This is a genomic window from Cellvibrio sp. UBA7671 (assembly GCA_002483145.1).
GTDB lineage: Bacteria > Pseudomonadota > Gammaproteobacteria > Pseudomonadales > Cellvibrionaceae > Cellvibrio > Cellvibrio fibrivorans.
In genome coordinates this window covers 98,962-115,440 of the sequence record DLHJ01000005.1, presented here as the reverse complement: position 1 = coordinate 115,440, position 16,479 = coordinate 98,962, and the positions used below count along the sequence as shown (strand labels likewise).

Genomic DNA, 16,479 nt, shown 5'->3' with positions numbered 1-16,479 from the left:
TGCCGTTGTTATAAGGGCAGTTGTTAGTTGGGTAAATCAACCTCTCGCACAACTCACTATTTCAAAAAACAATAATTTCAACAACAGAGGCAAGATCACATGCGAATCATTCAATTCGGACGCCGTGTACTCGGGCGCCGTGCATTCGGCCGCCGCGCCGTTTGCGCATTACTCACGCTCGTTAGTAGCAGCCTGTATGTGCAAACGACTAGCGCACAAGTTATCAACATCAACGCCGTTTCTGCCACCGGCAGTACCAATCTACAACCCGCGAATTTGGCGAATGACAACAACGGCAGCACCCGTTGGGAATCCAATCATGGTGTTTCACCCAGCTCACTGACGCTCGATTTAGGCCAGCCTTATGCGCTCAATCAAGTGGTGATTTTGTGGGAAGCCGCAAACGCCGCGAGTTATGAAATTCTCGGCTCCAACAATAATTCCAGTTGGACACAACTCAGCCTGCGCACTGGCGGAACTTTTGGCAACCGCACCGATACGGTCGGCTTGAGCGGCACTTATCGCTATGTGCGCATGAACGCATTGACGCGCAGTGCAGGCAACAACTGGGGCTACTCGATTTTTGAGATGGATGTGTTCGGCGCTCTGCCCGCGGCCTCATCTGTTGCTGCATCCAGTGTGGCGGCCGGTAATTGCAATCTCGGCTGCGTTACCACGCTCAACAGCACGACCTTGCGCGCGACTGTAACTCAAGCCGACATCGCCGATATCCATTACCGCATCAACAACGGCGCGCAACAAAATGTGCGCATGAATGTAGCGGGTGGTGTGTGGACTTATGACATTCCTAATTTAAATGCGAGCAGTGTGGTGAGTATTAATTTCACTATCATCCGTTCAGGATTGGGGCAGGATACACCCTGGCAAAACTATTCCGTTAGCACACCGGCATCCAGTGTAGCGCCAGTGAGTTCATCGCGTTCAAGCACACCGCTGTCGAGTTCTTCTCGCAGCTCGGTGGCACCATCGAGCGTGCCAGCCAGTTCATCGCGCAGTTCAACACCTACATCAGTTGCACCATCCAGTTCTTCTGCGGCGAGCCTCGGTAATATTGTTCCCTTATATAACGCATCAACGGCGCTTGAAGGTGCGATTCAATTTGATCGCGGTGATGCATTGGTAACACGCATTGCTGACCGAGGTCGTGACCGTCATGCAAAAGAAGATCAATTCCAAGCTTATGATCACTTCCTGAGTTTTTATTGGGAGCACCGCACTGCTGAAATTGAAATTGTGGATTACGTTGCCAAAGGTGGCAACACTGTGCGCATGAACGTGAAAACACAATTTAAATTGAACGATACCGAAGCGGAAAACCGCTGGTTCTATCGCGGTGTAGGCACTGTGGCTGAGTATTACGATAACGGCACCATGAACGTGATCGACAATCTCAACTACTACAAAGAGCGCAGCTTCAATGCGCGCGAAGGCCGCAATATCCGTATCGGCGATAAACTGGAATTTGAATTGAGTCAATTCCTCGATCACACAGTTCCACACGGTCGCTCGGCCTACTACGGCACTACCTATCTTTATATCGTCGGTAAAGGTCTTGTGCCTTGGGATGTTACTGGCAGTTTCGGCACTCTTGGTGGTAGAAAAGATTCGATAGAAATCCCTGAGAAAGCCTGGTTGGGTGGCAAAACAACGCTTCCATACAACCATTCAAATGAGCCAGATAACCATTTCATCCAAATGGCGACCAACCTGGCATCGCAAAATGGCCAGCCGTTTGTATTGGGACGCCGCGTGCATCACGCCTCATTTATTGATGGTTCACACGATGAACACGTTGTAGATAACGGCATCTTCCCCGATACCGTCGGCAAAGCGGGCCCGCATTATGTGCATGATCGCTGCGCCGGATGCCACGTGCGCAACGGCCGCGCTGCACCAGCACCGGTTGGTCAACCGCTGGAAAAATGGGTATTCAAAGTGGCCGATATCAATGGCAACTCGCATCCAAATTTAGGTCGCGCATTGCAACCAAAATCCTCTAATGGTGTTGCAAGTGAAGGGCAAGCGTCTATCGCTTTCTGGACGGAAACGAATGGCCTGCGCAAACCCAACTATCAATTCAGCGGCGTAACGCCAGCGCGTTTCTCTGCGCGTGTTGCACCACAACTTGTTGGCATGGGTTTGTTGGAAGCGATTCCGGAAGCAACGATTTTGGCAAAAGAAGATATCAACGATGCTAATGGCGATGGCATTTCCGGCCGCGCCAATCGTGTTGTTGATCCATCTGGCCAAACCCGTTTGGGCCGCTTTGGGTACAAAGCCGGTACCACCAGCGTTAAGAATCAAGTGGCAGCGGCGTTCAATTCCGATATGGGTGTAATGACCAGTGTGCTGCCTAATCCTGATTGCGGTTCAGCACAAAACGACTGCGGTGCGAGTGGTTCGGAGTTGTCGGATACACATCTGAACAATCTGGTGAAATATATTTCAACTCTCGGTGTGCGCCCGCAACGCAACTTGAACGATGCAGCAGTACAACGTGGTGAAACACAATTTGCATCAATTGGTTGTGTGGGTTGCCATACGCCCTCCGTAGTGACCAGTCAATTCCATCCATTGGGTGAATTGCGCAGCCAAACCATCAAGCCTTACACCGATATGTTGCTGCACGATATGGGCCCAGACCTGGCCGACAATTTGGGTGAAGGTCAAGCGAGCGGTGCTGAATGGCGTACTGCGCCTCTGTGGGGTATTGGTTTGTCTGCTTGCGTAACGGGCGGTGTAACGAATGCCGGTCAGGGTGCACAAGTGTGTACGCCAGTGCATAGCTACTTGCACGATGGCCGCGCGCGCACCATTGAAGAGGCAATCCTCTGGCACGGCGGTGAAGGTCAAGCATCTAAAAATGCCTACCAGGCTTTGTCTGCCAGCCAAAAACAAGATGTATTGCGTTTCCTTGAGTCACTGTAATGAGGAATCGCTCTAATAGTTAATTCTCTCTAGCGGCTAGTAGTACTAGTTAGCTAGCGTTCTCCTTGCCCCGGTTAATTACCGGGGCTTTTTTTTTGGATTTTTTTTGCGTGTGAATTTCTCCTGACGATTTCTGACGCACAGCTTCTTTACTCTATAGTGGTAAGTTGTTTTTCACTGAATCACGGAGAGAATGATGAGCACACAAAACCCCAGCATTATTTCGCATGTATCAATTGGCACAAATGATTATGAAAAAGCACGCGCTTTTTATAATGTTGTGCTCGCAACTTTGGATATCAACATCATCATGGAGCACCCAGGCGCAATTGCGTACGGACGCATGTACCCCGAATTTTGGGTGTGCACACCACATGATGGCCAACCTGCAACACTCAGCAATGGATTTCATATGGGTTTTATTGCACTAACCAAAGACCAGGTGCACGCGTTTTACGATGCAGCCATCGCCGCTGGTGCAATCTGCGACGGCCCACCTGGCCCGCGTCCATTGTATAGTGATGCCTATTACGGCTGCTTTGTGCGCGACCTCGATGGCCACAAAATTGAAGCAGCGTTTTGGGATGAAGAACTCGCCGCAAAACTTCAAGGCCATTAATTTTTTCACGGTTGTTTTTTTAGCAGTCCGCAATATATATATCGGCACTAATGAGTCAACACTTGCTGATATTTATTGCGCCCATCAGGAGCGTATTGTTATGCAAGCGATCCACAATCCCGCCGTTGCTGATGTCTTTAAAAAATATCCCCCCGAGATGCGCAAAAAATTATTATTCCTGCGCACATTAATTTTTGAAACTGCTGCTGAATTGGATGTGGGCGAAATAGAAGAAAGTTTGAAGTGGGGCGAGCCGAGTTACATTGCCAAACAGGGCAGCACCATCCGCATGGATTGGAAACCGCGCGCGCCCGAACACTACGCACTTTATTTCAATTGCAAAACTACTCTCGTCGAAACCTTCGAAGCACTTTATGGCAATTTGTTTTGCTATGAAGGGAATAGGGCAATCATCTTTACCCGCCTTGAGCTTATCCCCGTTAAGCAACTAAAACACTGCATCGCTTTGGCCTTGCAGTACCATCGCCTCAAACATTTACCTCTGCTGGGCGGCTTCTGAAAAACATCATTTTCGCCATACCCGCGAACGCGGGTATCCATAACATTCAAGAGGCTGGATTAGCTGCGCTGGTCTAACGGCTCCTGCGTTCGCAGGGATGACGACTTGCCTGAGCGGTTTAATCTCCGTTTCTCCCGCCGGGCGATTCAAGCGTATAATGCGCGCCTTTTCCTATTTCCAACTTATCGATTCGCACAAAAGGCCGTTTCATGTCTGAAGTTCGCACCCGTATTGCCCCGTCGCCCACCGGCGACCCCCACGTAGGCACCGCTTATATCGCCCTGTTCAATCTGTGTTTTGCCCGTCAGCACGGTGGCAAATTCCTGTTGCGCATTGAAGATACCGACCAAACCCGCAGCACCCCTGAATCAGAACAAGCGATTCTGGACAGCCTGCGCTGGTTGGGTTTGGAGTGGGACGAAGGCCCGGACGTGGGCGGCCCGCACGGCCCTTATCGCCAAAGCGAGCGGATGGATATCTACGGCAAATATGCCTTTGAGCTGGTCGAAAAAGGCCATGCCTTCTATTGCTTCGCCACCGCTGAAGAGCTGGATGATATGCGCCGCGAACAACAAGCGCGCGGTGAAACCCCCAAGTACGACGGTCGCGGTTTGAAATTATCGCCCGCTGAAGTGCGAGCCAAGTTGGATGCAGGCGAGCCTTACGTTATCCGCATGAAAATCCCGGAAGAGGGCGTGTGTGAAATCGACGATATGCTGCGCGGCAAGATTGAGATCGAATGGTCGCAAGTGGATATGCAAGTGCTGCTCAAAGGCGACGGCATGCCCACCTATCACCTCGCCAACGTGGTGGACGATCACCTGATGCAAATCACTCACGTGATTCGCGGCGAAGAGTGGATCAACTCTGCGCCCAAGCATCTGAAACTCTACGAATACTTCGGCTGGCAAGCGCCCGTGCTGTGCCACTTGCCGCTACTGCGCAACCCGGATAAATCCAAACTCAGCAAACGCAAAAACCCCACTAGCATCCTTTATTACAAGCGCATGGGTTATTTGCCGGAAGCAATGCTCAACTACCTCGGCCGCATGGGCTGGTCAATGCCGGACGAGCGCGAGAAATTCACCCTCGCCGAAATGCAGGAGCACTTTGACCTGCTGCGCGTGTCATTAGGCGGCCCGATTTTCGATGTAGAAAAACTCAACTGGCTCAGCAGCCTGTGGATTCGCGAGAACTTCACTGTCGAGCAACTCGCAGAGCGTTTGCACGGTTGGGCACTCAACAAAGAAACCCTGCTGCAAGCGCTGCCACACGCCCAATCGCGCATGACCACCCTGAGCGATTTCGCCCCACTGGCGGGCTTCCTCGTCAGCGGCATGATGCCGGTGAACGAAGCGAGTTTCGCTGGTAACAAGCTGGATGTGGAGAAACAAAAAGAGTACCTGCAATTCGCCCTTTGGCGCCTGGAAGCCCTGCGCACCTGGGAACGCGACAACCTGTTTGCCGAACTCAAACTGCTCGCCGACCAAATGGGCATCAAGATCAAAGACGCCCTCGCACCGGTCTTCGTCGCCATTGCAGGCACTACCGCCAGCTTCTCGGTAGTGGACTCCATGCAGATCATCGGCCCCGACCTGAGTCGCGCCCGCATCCGCCACGCGATCAATGCCTTGGGCGGTTTCGGCAAAAACAAACAAAAGGATCTGGAAAAGATCTTTGATAAGTTGGGTGTTGCAGTAGAAGAGCCAGCCGCCAACAGTTAACCGCTTGATTTATCGATAAAAAACCGGAGTACAAGCCCAAAACTTTTGCTTGACACTCCGGAGGCACCTGCATAAAATGCGCGCCACTCAGAGACAGGATGTCGAAGAATCTGGGGCTTTAGCTCAGCTGGGAGAGCGCAACACTGGCAGTGTTGAGGTCAGCGGTTCGATCCCGCTAAGCTCCACCAAATTAAAAACCCGCTTATCGCAAGATAAGCGGGTTTTTTGTTTTCCGTTTTTAGCTAACTGGAATTATTTTTTGCTTTTCGATTACTAATAAAACTGGTCTCGCGTACAAAAAAGCCGAAGAGAGCAATACCCCGCTAACGACGGATCAAAACGACTTATTTTTTATAGAAATTGGACGATGGTGTGACCTCATGAGCTACATTCTAACTTTGGATTCTACCCGCTGGGCGGCATCACCACTCAGCAATTGATGAGGCGCCAATGGCCAATGGAGGACATATGGGTATTGCAAAAAGTCAAATGATTGAAGACTGGGATAGAGGGTTCAGTTCAGGCAGTGAGTCCACAGTTTGTACAAATTGTTTTGAGGACCATGGGCTTAAAAAATTTATTGCAAAACACCAAAGTTGTTCAACGTGCTCATATTGTGAGAATGATGAGGAAGAGCAAGTAATTGCTTGCGATTTCGATACAGTACTTGAATACATACTTTCTTCGATAACTCAAAACTGGACTGATCCAGCAAGTGCTGGGGTGCCTTATGAAACTGCCGAAGGAGGTTATCAACTGCCAACGATATCCACCTATGAACTACTTTTGCATATCAATTTGGAAATAAATTCCGGTGATCTATTTGATGATGTTTGTTCTGCTATACATAATCAAGATTGGTGCACTAAAGATCCTTACTCATTAGCAGATCATGAGGTTCTTATTAGTGGATGGGATAACTTTTGCAGATTTGTCAAAATAAAATCGAGATACTTTTTCCTTGATGCAGTTAATACTGAACACAATCCAAATCAGCATGACGAAATTAATCCTGTTGCCATACTTGATGTGCTTGCGAAAGCAATCAATCAATTGCAATGGATAACTACAATTGCGGTGGATGAGGAAATTTTAAGAGTAAGGATCGTAAACCCCTCTGACGACTTTCAAACTGCATCTGATTTGGGCTCTCCACCGCTAAAATATGCACGCCTTCCAAATAGAATGAGCCCAGCAGGAATTTCTATGTTTTACGGCGCATTCGATTTGGAAACGTCAATTGCCGAAACCTACCAACCTAGTGCAACGGAAAAAAAGGCTATTTGTGGTGTCTTCAAGCCGGTAAGACCTTTAACTATGATCGATCTATCACGCCCATTTGAGGTACCCACAATCTTTGACGAAGAAGGCAAAAAAACGCGTACGAAATTGCAATTCCTTGATGACTTCATAGAAGATTTTACAAAACCGATAGATCGAGAAGATCGTGCCCACATTGATTACGTGCCAACTCAAATTGTGACGGAGTATTTCAGGCACGTATTTAAAACAGCAGATGGAATCTCATGCGATGGAGTGATTTACCCGAGCTCAAAATCTCCAGGAAAAAGAGCTTTAGTAATATTCGCCGATTCCGAGCAATGCTCGCCTCGTGAATACCAATTTTATGAACCACAAATGTTGGAACTGCATAGGGTTGAATCGAAAGTGATTCCTGCATATTAATTTTTAAATATGTGATGGATGCCATTAATTTGCGAGAGCTTTAGTATTCAGTAGCTAATGAATGAAGATATATAAACTTAAAAACCTTTCCATTGACGAATATCACGAACATTTCTTCCAAATAATTGAAGAGGGAAAGATTTGGGTTTCGTCAACTGATCAATTAAATGATGAGGAAGAGTTTCAATTTACAATGAGTTGCGATCCAACAGCGCAGACGGTTCTGCTTATAAAAAACTCAATTCTGCTTAACGGCCGCCCCGAGTTGTATGCCTCTTTGGCAGCTCTGGTCGCTGTAAACGAAAACAGAATTAGAGATTTTGTAGAACCGATAGAAAAAAGTATTATCCGTACATGTCGGAACACAATGGGTGTGACAAGCTTTTCGATGCGGCAGCCAAATGAATATCTTTGGAAAGTATATGGTGGAAACGGTAATGGAGTTGCGGTCGAATTTGAGTTGGCTGAAGCTGAGATCGGAGAAACCTTTCACAGAGTCGAGTATGTCGACGAGAAGACGTTTCATGTTGATAGCTTCCTAAGATCCCAATTGGACGCTACAGTCATACGAGAACTCTATGTACATATTCTTTGTACTAAACATAGGAGATGGGAAATTGAAAAAGAAATAAGATTTATTGGTAAATGCACCAATGTAAATTTATCCTTTGATTTGCCCATAACGAAAGTAACAATTGGAAATAAAGTTGATAGATCAATCATCGAACGAATTGAAGCTATATGTCTATCAAGAGGAATACAAATTAGTTACGAATCATAGATTTTTAACCTCGATTCAATTTGTAATCACTTGTAATCCATCAAATAATAAGCTTCCTTATAAAAGTTGTTCGCAGCATAGTGGGCAATGCTCAAGTTCGAGGCAAGTTACCTATCTAAACGTTAGTCAAAACTTTATATCAGTCTTCCTGTTGCTTCCAGGTGGTCTTAAGACCACCTTACTTTTATTTATTTTGCTTATCCACAATCCCCCTAACCCGAAACAACAAATCCCCTAATCCCGCAATTGCCTGCGCAGGCAATTCCACCTCTTGAGTAATTTTCTCGCAAAGTGATTGCAGCAAAACAATCTGCTCTTGCAGTGGAGTTGTTTTTTCTTCCTGGGTTTGTTTTTGCACCTTATTTTTTTATAAGAAGTCGTAACCGATGCTTTCAAGATGGTCGCCGTTGGGCGAACGAATTTCTATGCAGCTTTGTTGGTAATAGGTGTATGGGGTGGGGTTGGCTGTAATAGCCGATGGGGTTGAATGTTCCCAAAAAGGGACTTATCATACCCAAATTGGGACTTTTGAGTTTTATTGCTATGAATACCCTAAAAACACTAGGTTTGGGCGACGCCCTTTTCAGTAAAACCCAGCAAAAAGTGCTGGGTTTGTTATTTACCAAACCTGACCAGAGTTTCTTTGCCAATGAGATTGTTCGCTGGGCTGGTCTTGGTAAAGGTACGGTGATGCGTGAACTGGAAAAGTTACATACTGCTGGTTTAATTAGCCGTGTTCAAATTGGCAACCAAAGCCATTACCAGGCAAATCAGAGCTGCCCTATTTACGCCGATCTAGCGGCCATAGTTCGCAAAACCTTTGGTATTGGCGATACGCTCAAGGTTGCATTGGCGCCGCTGGCATCGCAGATAGCACAGGGGTTTATTTATGGTTCTATTGCGAAAGGTGAGGCTACTGCAAGTAGCGATATAGACCTGATGTTAGTAGGCGATGACTTAAGTTATACCAAGGTTATGGAATTGCTTGCGCCAGCAGAAGAAATGCTGGGGCGCACCATAAATCCAACGCTTTATACTGTGCAAGATTTTGAGGTCAAACTTAAGGCGGGAAACCATTTCTTGCAGCGAGTGATAGAGCAGGCTCGTATTCCGCTATGGGATGAAAGTGTTGCATAAGGTTTAAATAAAAAATGAAAGGAGGCATGCATGATTGAACAACTGGAAAATTTATTTCGCACGGGAGGCTTAAAGGCCGAACCACCCGATGCCAATGAATCGGCTGGCTTATTGCGCAGTGCTGTTGACCGTCTGAAAGATGCACATAATTCTGCATTAAGTTTTGCCAGCCGTTTTGATTTAGCTTACAACTCTGCGCATGCACTCGCGTTATATGCTTTGCGCCAAAAGGGGTATCGATCAGATAAACGCTATCTGGTATTTCAGTGCTTGGCACATACTGTGACTGTAAGCAAAACCCAAGTGCGCATTTTTGCGCTCTGCCATGAACGTAGAAATCTGGCTGAGTATGAAGGCTATCTGGATATTGATGAAAAACTTCTCGCGGAGTTATTGCAGGCAACTGATGCGTTGTTAGAAAAAATAAGTGAATAAAGTGAGAGTAAACAGGCGGCCAAAAAGCCGCCTCAATTTCATCAATTCTGCTTATCAATAATCCCCCTAACCCGAAACAACAACTCCCCCAGTCCCGCAATTGCCTGCGCAGGCAATTCCACCTCTTGAGCAATTTTCTCGCAAAGTGATTGCAGTAAAACAATCTGCTCTTGCAGTTGAGTGGTTTGCTCTGCCTGAATTTGTTTTTGAATGTCGTAGCCGATGCTTTCAAGATATTCGCCGTCTGGCGAATGGATTTCTATGCAACTTTGTTGGTAGTAATTGTATTGGAAGGGATCGAGCTCGATCACGCATTGGGATGTAGCTGGCGCTAGGCGGTTAATATTATCCATAACACAACCCCACAGTGTGTGGTCTCAATACTGGCCCAAACCAACCGGCCCACCTGAAGGTGACCCCTTCAAGGTGGCCCCGCCAAGCCGCCATAACATGGGAGTACTCGCGGGAGGCACAGAGCTGCAAAACGAGAGCTATAAGCTTATTGTAGTGACTGATTCACTGAAAACACTGATGTAGGATGAGATTGGCTTGTTGAAAGCCGGCGAAATAATGAAATATTCAGTGCTTTGTCCATGTGTTTTTTTGAGGTGATGTTTAAAATTATTAAAACTCTTTCTGTTATTTGAATTGGCTTGGAAGGGTTTGCGGAACATAGAGAGAGTCATGCAATCCTAAATATTAATAGTGAAAACTTGGTTAAAACCAAGAACGATATTTATGCGCCTGTTGGTGACGATGATGTCGCGTGAATTATTAAATCTAATGTCTTCTATGTGTCATCTTGTATGCATGTTTCCACAGCAAAACCACTGTCGGTAATAAGGAGAAATGAAATGGCTTTGATTAAACAGAAAATCGTCCCACATTTATGGTTTGATACAGAAGCAAAAGAAGCTGCGCGTTTTTATTGTTCGGTTTTCCCTGATTCAAAAATTCTCAGTATTACCAAGCTGCATGACACGCCGTCAGGAGAGTGCGATGTGGTTTCGTTTTCCCTTTCGGGGCAATTTTTTATGGCAATCAGTGCGGGGCCTCTGTTCAAATTTAATGAATCTATTTCGTTTATTGTCAATTGCGACACTCAGGAAGAAATCAATTATTACTGGGAGCAACTTTCTGCAGTGCCGGAGGCTGAACAGTGTGGTTGGTTGAAAGACCAGTTCGGTTTGTCCTGGCAGATTGTTCCATCAATATTGGATGAGATGATGCAAGACGAAGATCCTGAACGGGTTGCACGGATCACAGAAGCATTTCTCAAAATGAAGAAGTTTGATGTTGTCGCTTTGCATGAGGCATACAACAAAAAATAATGCTTTTGGTGATTTAACGATAATGAGCGTTGTGACTTTTTATTAAAGGAGTCAAAAATGGAAACGCAAGAATTACATCGCGGGCGGTTGATTGATCACATTCAGCTAGTGGTGAAGGATCTTCCAGCAGCGCAAAAATTTTACACCGCTGTTTTTAAGGAGCTGGATATCCCATTAGGTGGTTCAGGTGATGGGTATTTTTGGGCAGACGAATTGTTTGTATCCACTCCCGAAAGTGACGCTGCACAAGGCGTATTGACAGGGCGCCATCACTTGGCATTCCAGGCGCGAGACGAAGCGATGGTCGATGCGTTTTACCAAGCTGCTTTGGCAAATGGCGGAAAAGATAATGGCAAACCGGGTGAACGCCCATACCACCCAGGATACTACGCGGCGTTTGTGTTAGATCCCGATGGCAACAATATCGAAGCGGTTTCCCACGGGATGGCTAAGCGTAGCGCAGCATCTATTACCGTTGTGTTTTAGTAGGGCTGATTGTTTTGCGCAATGATTAATAAGAAGAATTCGGTGTGCTGTCGGGATTAATTTCACCATAGACTTCTTCCGGGTCTATCTCATTAATCAGCAAAGTCTCTCTCACCGTTTGAATATGGTCGAGTACGGTTTGGTATCTGTCACCGTATTCGTATTTGTTTACCTCAATTGCTTTGGGCATATAACAAAAGGCAATTTTTAATGCTTGAATTAGGTCGTCATTGGTTGCAGCACTCATAGATCGTTTCCCTGTGTGGGTATATTGCTGTGGGTCGCCTGGGCTTAGAACCAATCCCCTACCAGCGTTTGGTGAAGGTGGCAAATTAAATTATATATCATTTAGCATTTCAGGCGCGCGACGAAGCCATGTCGATGCGTTTTTCAACCGGCATTGAGAAAAGATAACGGCAAGCGACTCGAGCTTCCGTACCATCCAGGTTATTAGTGGCCTTTGTGCTTGACCCGGATGGCAATAACATGGAAGCGATCTATCATGGAAAAGCAAAGCGAAGCACACCTTCAGTCAGCATCTTGTTTTAATGTGACCAAGCGATTCAAATTCCTGATAGGTGTGCATCTTTGCTGAGAACTAGTTACTACAGACCTGATCTTTATAGCCGGGCAATTCTATTACTGATTTATACCCTAGCTTTTCAGCATCTGGAAGATTGCTGTTCTGGATCACATAGACGTTAATATTTCCGGTGCCCCCTCCGCAAACAGATGGGTAGCCCATTCCATCATGAGTCTTCTGTGCGCAGATAACATCGATACCTGCTTTGGCTAATTCCAATCGCATTTCATCGAGTGGAATGCCTTCGCTTTCACATTGGATTGAGTTGTCACTCTTAAATACTTTGACCTGATTTGGTCCTGTTAACTTCAGCTGCGGTTCGGAAGTTTCACCATCGCCACCACAGGCGGAAAGTAATGTACTAAGGGTTACAATTGCTATGGAAACGACTCGATTAAACAGCATAAAAATTTCCTTGTTCGATGGCTACGCAAAAGAGGCTACCAGTTCAATAGCAACAAATTGTAATGAGTTGTAATGTGTTTATTCAACAACAGCCCCCGGCTCATACGCCAACACCGGACTCATCCACCGCTCAATCTCTTCCACACTCCAACCCTTACGCTGCGCCAAACTCTCCACCTGATCTTTCTCAATCTTCCCAGTATTGAAATATTCCGCTTGCGGATGCGCAAAGTACCAGCCGGAAACGGCGGCGGTCGGCAGCATCGCGAAATGCTCAGTCAGCGTGATGCCAGTATTTTTCTCGCCATCCAGCAATTTAAACAATTGCGTTTTTTCGGTGTGATCCGGGCAGGCGGGATAACCTGGGGCGGGGCGAATGCCTTTGTATTGTTCTTTGATTAAATCTTCGTTCGACAGATTTTCATCGCGGTCGTAGCCCCAAAATTCTTTGCGCACACGTTGATGCATGTGTTCAGCGAAAGCTTCGGCCAACCGGTCGGCGAGGGCTTTTACCATGATGCTATTGTAGTCATCGCCTGCATCTTGATATTGCTTGGCGAGTTCTTCTGCGCCTATGCCGGTAGTGACCGCAAAGCCTCCGATGTAATCCTGTTTTCCAGTTTCTTTGGGTGCAACAAAATCCGCGAGTGAATAATGCGGGCGCGATTCCATGCCTTGTTTTAAATGTTGCTGGCGGATGTGGTGCAAAGTATTGATTTGTTTTCCATCCGCATTGTATACGGCGATGTCATCGCTGTTGACCGTATTCGCTGGCCAGAAGCCGATTACGCCGTTGGCGCGAATCAGCTTTTCATCGATCAATTTACGCAGCATCTGTTGTGCATCGGCAAATAAATTGCGTGCAGCTTCGCCGACGATTTCATCCTCCAGAATTTTTGGATATTTTCCGGCGAGATCCCAGCTGATAAAGAAAGGTGTCCAGTCGATAAAATCAACTAGCGTATTTAAATCGTAATCTTCAAATACTTTTACGCCGGTAAATGTGGGTGCTGGTGGTGTGTAATTATCCCAATCCAGTTTTAAACCTTTGGCGATAGCCTCGGGATAGGAGCGCACTGTGCCGCGTGGTTTGCGGTTAGCGTTGCGCTCGCGTACATCTATGTATTCTTTCTTGAGGTCTTCCACGAATTTGGGGCGCAGCTCGTCGGACAGTAGTGTGCTGGCGACACCTACGGCGCGCGAGGCATCTGCAACGTAAACCACTTGGTTGAGTTTAAACACCGGGTCAATTTTTACGGCAGTATGTGCTTTGGAGGTGGTGGCGCCGCCAATCATCAAGGGTTTATTAATACCGCGGCGTTCCATTTCGCGGCCGACAAATACCATTTCATCCAGCGATGGGGTGATCAAACCCGAGAGTCCGATAATGTCGCAGTTTTGTTCAATGGCGGTGTCGATAATTTTATCGCAGGGCACCATTACCCCAAGGTCAACCACTTCAAAGTTATTGCACTGCAATACCACGCCGACAATATTTTTGCCGATGTCGTGTACATCGCCTTTTACGGTCGCCATCAGGATTTTGCCATTGGGTTTTGAGGCTTCGGTTTTCTCGGCTTCAATAAACGGTTGCAAATAGGCTACTGATTGTTTCATTACGCGCGCGGATTTAACTACTTGCGGCAAAAACATTTTACCTGCACCGAATAAATCACCCACCACATTCATGCCGTCCATGAGTGGGCCTTCGATTACATCGAGCGGGCGAGGGTAGTGTTGGCGTGCTTCTTCGGTATCTTCAACGATATGGGTTGAAATACCTTTTACCAGCGAGTGTTCAATACGTTTTGCAATCGGCAGCGAGCGCCATTCGGCGTCTTCTTTTACGTCGCCGGTAGAGCCATCGCCGCGATATTTTTCAGCGATATCGAGCAGTGCTTCGGTGCCGCCGCTGTGACGGTTGAGGATTACATCTTCAACTTTGTCTTTTAATTCTTGCGGTAAATCGTCATACACCGCCAATTGGCTGGCGTTAACGATGCCCATATTCATCCCCGCTTTAATCGCGTGGTACAAAAATACTGAGTGGATTGCTTCACGCACCGGGTTGTTGCCACGGAACGAGAAGGACACGTTGGATACGCCGCCGCTTACACCCGCGTGGGGTAGGTTGGTGCGAATCCAACGTGTGGCTTCAATAAAATCGACCGCGTAATTGTTGTGTTCTTCAATACCGGTGGCGACCGCAAAAATGTTTGGATCGAAAATAATATCTTCGGGTGGGAAATCCAGTTTATCTACCAATGTGCGATAAGAGCGCTCACAAATTTCTTTTTTGCGCGCCATAGTATCGGCTTGGCCGGTTTCATCAAATGCCATTACGACTACAGCAGCACCGTAGCGCATGCAGAGTTTGGCTTTCTGTAAAAACTCTTCTTCGCCTTCTTTCAAACTGATGGAGTTTACAATCGGTTTGCCTTGAATACATTTCAAACCGGCTTCGATAACATCCCATTTGGACGAGTCCACCATAATCGGTACACGGGCGATATCCGGTTCGCCAGCAATTAAATTCAAAAAGCGCACCATGGCTTTTTCAGCATCGAGCATGCCTTCGTCCATGTTGATGTCGATTACTTGCGCACCGTTTTCCACTTGCTCCAGCGCCACTTCGAGAGCGGTGGAATAATCTTCTTCCACAATTAATTTTTTAAAGCGCGCAGAACCGGTAACGTTGCAGCGTTCGCCGACGTTTACAAATAACGAATCTTTGGTGATGTTGAACGGCTCTAAACCGGAGAGGCGACATGCAGGTTCGATATCGGGAATTTTGCGTGGGGCATATTTGCCCATCACATCCGCAAGTGCTTTGATGTGTGCCGGTGTGGTGCCGCAGCAGCCGCCGATAATATTTAAAAATCCGCTTGCAGCAAATTCTTCAACAATATCCACCATCTCTTGCGCGGTTTGGTCGTACTCACCAAATTCATTCGGTAAACCGGCGTTGGGGTGCGCGCTCACAAAGCAATTGGCAACGCGTGACAATTCTTGTACGTACTGACGCAATTCTTTCGCGCCCAGTGCGCAGTTCAAACCCATGCTGAGTGGGCGGGCGTGTGCGAGTGAGTTGTAAAATGCTTCCGTCGTTTGGCCGGACAGGGTGCGGCCAGAGGCATCGGTAATGGTGCCGGATATCATAATCGGCAATTCAAAACCGACATTGTCAAAATATTGTTTTACCGCGAACACCGCGGCTTTGGCATTGAGCGTATCGAAAATAGTTTCGATCAAAATAATATCGGCGCCGCCTTTGACCAAACCATCCATCGACTCCAGGTAATTTTCGACGAGCTGATCAAAAGTTACATTGCGTGCACCCGGATCATTTACATCCGGCGAAATAGAACAGGTGCGGCTGGTTGGCCCGAGCACACCGGCAACAAAGCGCGGTTTGGCCGGATTTTTCGCTGTCATTTCATCACACAGTTCTCTGGCCAGGCGCGCAGAGGCGAAATTGAGTTCGTGACTCAGGTCTTCCATGTCGTAATCGGCCATGGAGATGCGTGTGGAGTTGAAGGTGTTGGTTTCCAGAATATCGGCACCGGCTTCCAAGTAAGCGCGTTGAATCTCGCGGATGACGTCCGGTTTGGTGATGCTGAGCAAATCGTTATTGCCCGCGATATCCATGTGGTAATCAGCAAAGCGCTCGCCGCGATAATCCGCCTCTTGCAGCTTGTAACTTTGGATCATTGTGCCCATACCGCCATCCAGGATCAGGATGCGCTGGCGAATCGCCTCATTAAGGGCAGTGATACGGGTAGAGAGTGCAGCTGGAATAGTCATGGAAAACCTTTGGCGAGTA

General features: G+C 47.2%; 15 protein-coding genes and 1 tRNA gene. 11 read left to right on the top strand and 5 right to left on the bottom strand.

Features of this window, described 5'->3' with window-relative positions; all coding sequences use genetic code 11:
• Window positions 1-99 precede the first annotated feature (99 nt).
• The 7 genes from B4E62_RS06865 to B4E62_RS06835 all read left to right on the top strand — a co-directional run bounded on the left by B4E62_RS06865 (window position 100) and on the right by B4E62_RS06835 (window position 8,279).
• Window positions 100-2,949, top strand: coding sequence for a di-heme oxidoredictase family protein (locus B4E62_RS06865; protein ID WP_331351578.1), 2,850 nt, complete (start codon window positions 100-102; stop codon window positions 2,947-2,949).
• A 193-nt stretch (window positions 2,950-3,142) separates the two neighbouring features.
• The gene (locus B4E62_RS06860; RefSeq protein ID WP_331351577.1) at window positions 3,143-3,568 is read left to right on the top strand and encodes a VOC family protein; all 426 of its coding nucleotides are present in this window, start codon (window positions 3,143-3,145) and stop codon (window positions 3,566-3,568) included.
• A gap of 100 nt (window positions 3,569-3,668) precedes the next feature.
• Window positions 3,669-4,088, top strand: coding sequence for a DUF1801 domain-containing protein (locus B4E62_RS06855; RefSeq protein ID WP_331351576.1), 420 nt, complete (start codon window positions 3,669-3,671; stop codon window positions 4,086-4,088).
• A gap of 209 nt (window positions 4,089-4,297) precedes the next feature.
• Complete coding sequence (gene gltX, locus B4E62_RS06850) at window positions 4,298-5,812, top strand: glutamate--tRNA ligase (protein WP_331351575.1); 1,515 nt, start codon at window positions 4,298-4,300, stop codon at window positions 5,810-5,812.
• A gap of 112 nt (window positions 5,813-5,924) precedes the next feature.
• Window positions 5,925-6,000, top strand: a tRNA-Ala gene (locus B4E62_RS06845).
• A gap of 280 nt (window positions 6,001-6,280) precedes the next feature.
• The gene (locus tag B4E62_RS06840; protein WP_331351574.1) at window positions 6,281-7,498 is read left to right on the top strand and encodes a HEPN-associated N-terminal domain-containing protein; all 1,218 of its coding nucleotides are present in this window, start codon (window positions 6,281-6,283) and stop codon (window positions 7,496-7,498) included.
• A gap of 61 nt (window positions 7,499-7,559) precedes the next feature.
• Window positions 7,560-8,279, top strand: a complete 720-nt coding sequence (locus tag B4E62_RS06835; RefSeq protein ID WP_331351573.1) for a DUF2971 domain-containing protein — start codon at window positions 7,560-7,562, stop codon at window positions 8,277-8,279.
• Window positions 8,280-8,463: 184 nt separating this feature from the next.
• Here the strand turns inward: B4E62_RS06835 and B4E62_RS06830 are convergent, their stop codons facing one another.
• Window positions 8,464-8,637: a hypothetical protein gene (locus tag B4E62_RS06830; RefSeq protein WP_331351572.1), complete on the bottom strand. Its 174-nt coding sequence runs from the start codon at window positions 8,635-8,637 to the stop codon at window positions 8,464-8,466.
• Window positions 8,638-8,822: 185 nt separating this feature from the next.
• Here B4E62_RS06830 and B4E62_RS06825 point away from each other — a divergent pair, with 185 nt between their 5' ends.
• On the top strand, window positions 8,823-9,416 hold the full coding sequence (locus B4E62_RS06825) for a nucleotidyltransferase domain-containing protein (RefSeq protein ID WP_331351571.1): 594 nt from the start codon (window positions 8,823-8,825) through the stop codon (window positions 9,414-9,416).
• A 30-nt stretch (window positions 9,417-9,446) separates the two neighbouring features.
• Complete coding sequence (locus B4E62_RS06820) at window positions 9,447-9,851, top strand: hypothetical protein (protein ID WP_331351570.1); 405 nt, start codon at window positions 9,447-9,449, stop codon at window positions 9,849-9,851.
• 41 nt (window positions 9,852-9,892) lie between these two features.
• Here the strand turns inward: B4E62_RS06820 and B4E62_RS06815 are convergent, their stop codons facing one another.
• Window positions 9,893-10,204 carry a hypothetical protein gene (locus tag B4E62_RS06815; protein WP_331351569.1) on the bottom strand — a complete coding sequence of 104 codons (312 nt, stop codon included), beginning with the start codon at window positions 10,202-10,204 and terminating at the stop codon, window positions 9,893-9,895.
• A gap of 501 nt (window positions 10,205-10,705) precedes the next feature.
• Between B4E62_RS06815 and B4E62_RS06810 the strand changes: the two genes are divergently transcribed.
• Complete coding sequence (locus tag B4E62_RS06810; RefSeq protein ID WP_331351568.1) at window positions 10,706-11,182, top strand: VOC family protein; 477 nt, start codon at window positions 10,706-10,708, stop codon at window positions 11,180-11,182.
• Window positions 11,183-11,239: 57 nt separating this feature from the next.
• Window positions 11,240-11,668 carry a VOC family protein gene (locus B4E62_RS06805; protein ID WP_331351567.1) on the top strand — a complete coding sequence of 143 codons (429 nt, stop codon included), beginning with the start codon at window positions 11,240-11,242 and terminating at the stop codon, window positions 11,666-11,668.
• A 25-nt stretch (window positions 11,669-11,693) separates the two neighbouring features.
• On the opposite strand, the gene B4E62_RS06800 is transcribed toward B4E62_RS06805, so the two are convergent.
• The 3 genes from B4E62_RS06800 to metH all read right to left on the bottom strand — a co-directional run bounded on the left by B4E62_RS06800 (window position 11,694) and on the right by metH (window position 16,460).
• The gene (locus tag B4E62_RS06800) at window positions 11,694-11,915 is read right to left on the bottom strand and encodes a penicillin-binding protein (protein ID WP_331351566.1); all 222 of its coding nucleotides are present in this window, start codon (window positions 11,913-11,915) and stop codon (window positions 11,694-11,696) included.
• A gap of 351 nt (window positions 11,916-12,266) precedes the next feature.
• Window positions 12,267-12,656 (bottom strand): hypothetical protein, encoded by a 390-nt coding sequence (locus tag B4E62_RS06795; RefSeq protein ID WP_331351565.1) that lies wholly within the window; start codon window positions 12,654-12,656, stop codon window positions 12,267-12,269.
• A 78-nt stretch (window positions 12,657-12,734) separates the two neighbouring features.
• Window positions 12,735-16,460 (bottom strand): methionine synthase, encoded by a 3,726-nt coding sequence (metH, locus tag B4E62_RS06790; protein WP_331351564.1) that lies wholly within the window; start codon window positions 16,458-16,460, stop codon window positions 12,735-12,737.
• Window positions 16,461-16,479 lie beyond the last annotated feature (19 nt).

Coding starts and splice junctions, on each gene's coding strand:
- B4E62_RS06865 (WP_331351578.1), top strand. CDS start 100: ATGCGAATCATTCAATTCGGACGCCGTGTACTCGGGCGCCGTGCATTC.
- B4E62_RS06860 (WP_331351577.1), top strand. CDS start 3,143: ATGATGAGCACACAAAACCCCAGCATTATTTCGCATGTATCAATTGGC.
- B4E62_RS06855 (WP_331351576.1), top strand. CDS start 3,669: ATGCAAGCGATCCACAATCCCGCCGTTGCTGATGTCTTTAAAAAATAT.
- gltX (WP_331351575.1), top strand. CDS start 4,298: ATGTCTGAAGTTCGCACCCGTATTGCCCCGTCGCCCACCGGCGACCCC.
- B4E62_RS06840 (WP_331351574.1), top strand. CDS start 6,281: ATGGGTATTGCAAAAAGTCAAATGATTGAAGACTGGGATAGAGGGTTC.
- B4E62_RS06835 (WP_331351573.1), top strand. CDS start 7,560: ATGAAGATATATAAACTTAAAAACCTTTCCATTGACGAATATCACGAA.
- B4E62_RS06825 (WP_331351571.1), top strand. CDS start 8,823: ATGAATACCCTAAAAACACTAGGTTTGGGCGACGCCCTTTTCAGTAAA.
- B4E62_RS06820 (WP_331351570.1), top strand. CDS start 9,447: ATGATTGAACAACTGGAAAATTTATTTCGCACGGGAGGCTTAAAGGCC.
- B4E62_RS06815 (WP_331351569.1), bottom strand. CDS start 10,204: ATGGATAATATTAACCGCCTAGCGCCAGCTACATCCCAATGCGTGATC.
- B4E62_RS06810 (WP_331351568.1), top strand. CDS start 10,706: ATGGCTTTGATTAAACAGAAAATCGTCCCACATTTATGGTTTGATACA.
- B4E62_RS06805 (WP_331351567.1), top strand. CDS start 11,240: ATGGAAACGCAAGAATTACATCGCGGGCGGTTGATTGATCACATTCAG.
- B4E62_RS06800 (WP_331351566.1), bottom strand. CDS start 11,915: ATGAGTGCTGCAACCAATGACGACCTAATTCAAGCATTAAAAATTGCC.
- B4E62_RS06795 (WP_331351565.1), bottom strand. CDS start 12,656: ATGCTGTTTAATCGAGTCGTTTCCATAGCAATTGTAACCCTTAGTACA.
- metH (WP_331351564.1), bottom strand. CDS start 16,460: ATGACTATTCCAGCTGCACTCTCTACCCGTATCACTGCCCTTAATGAG.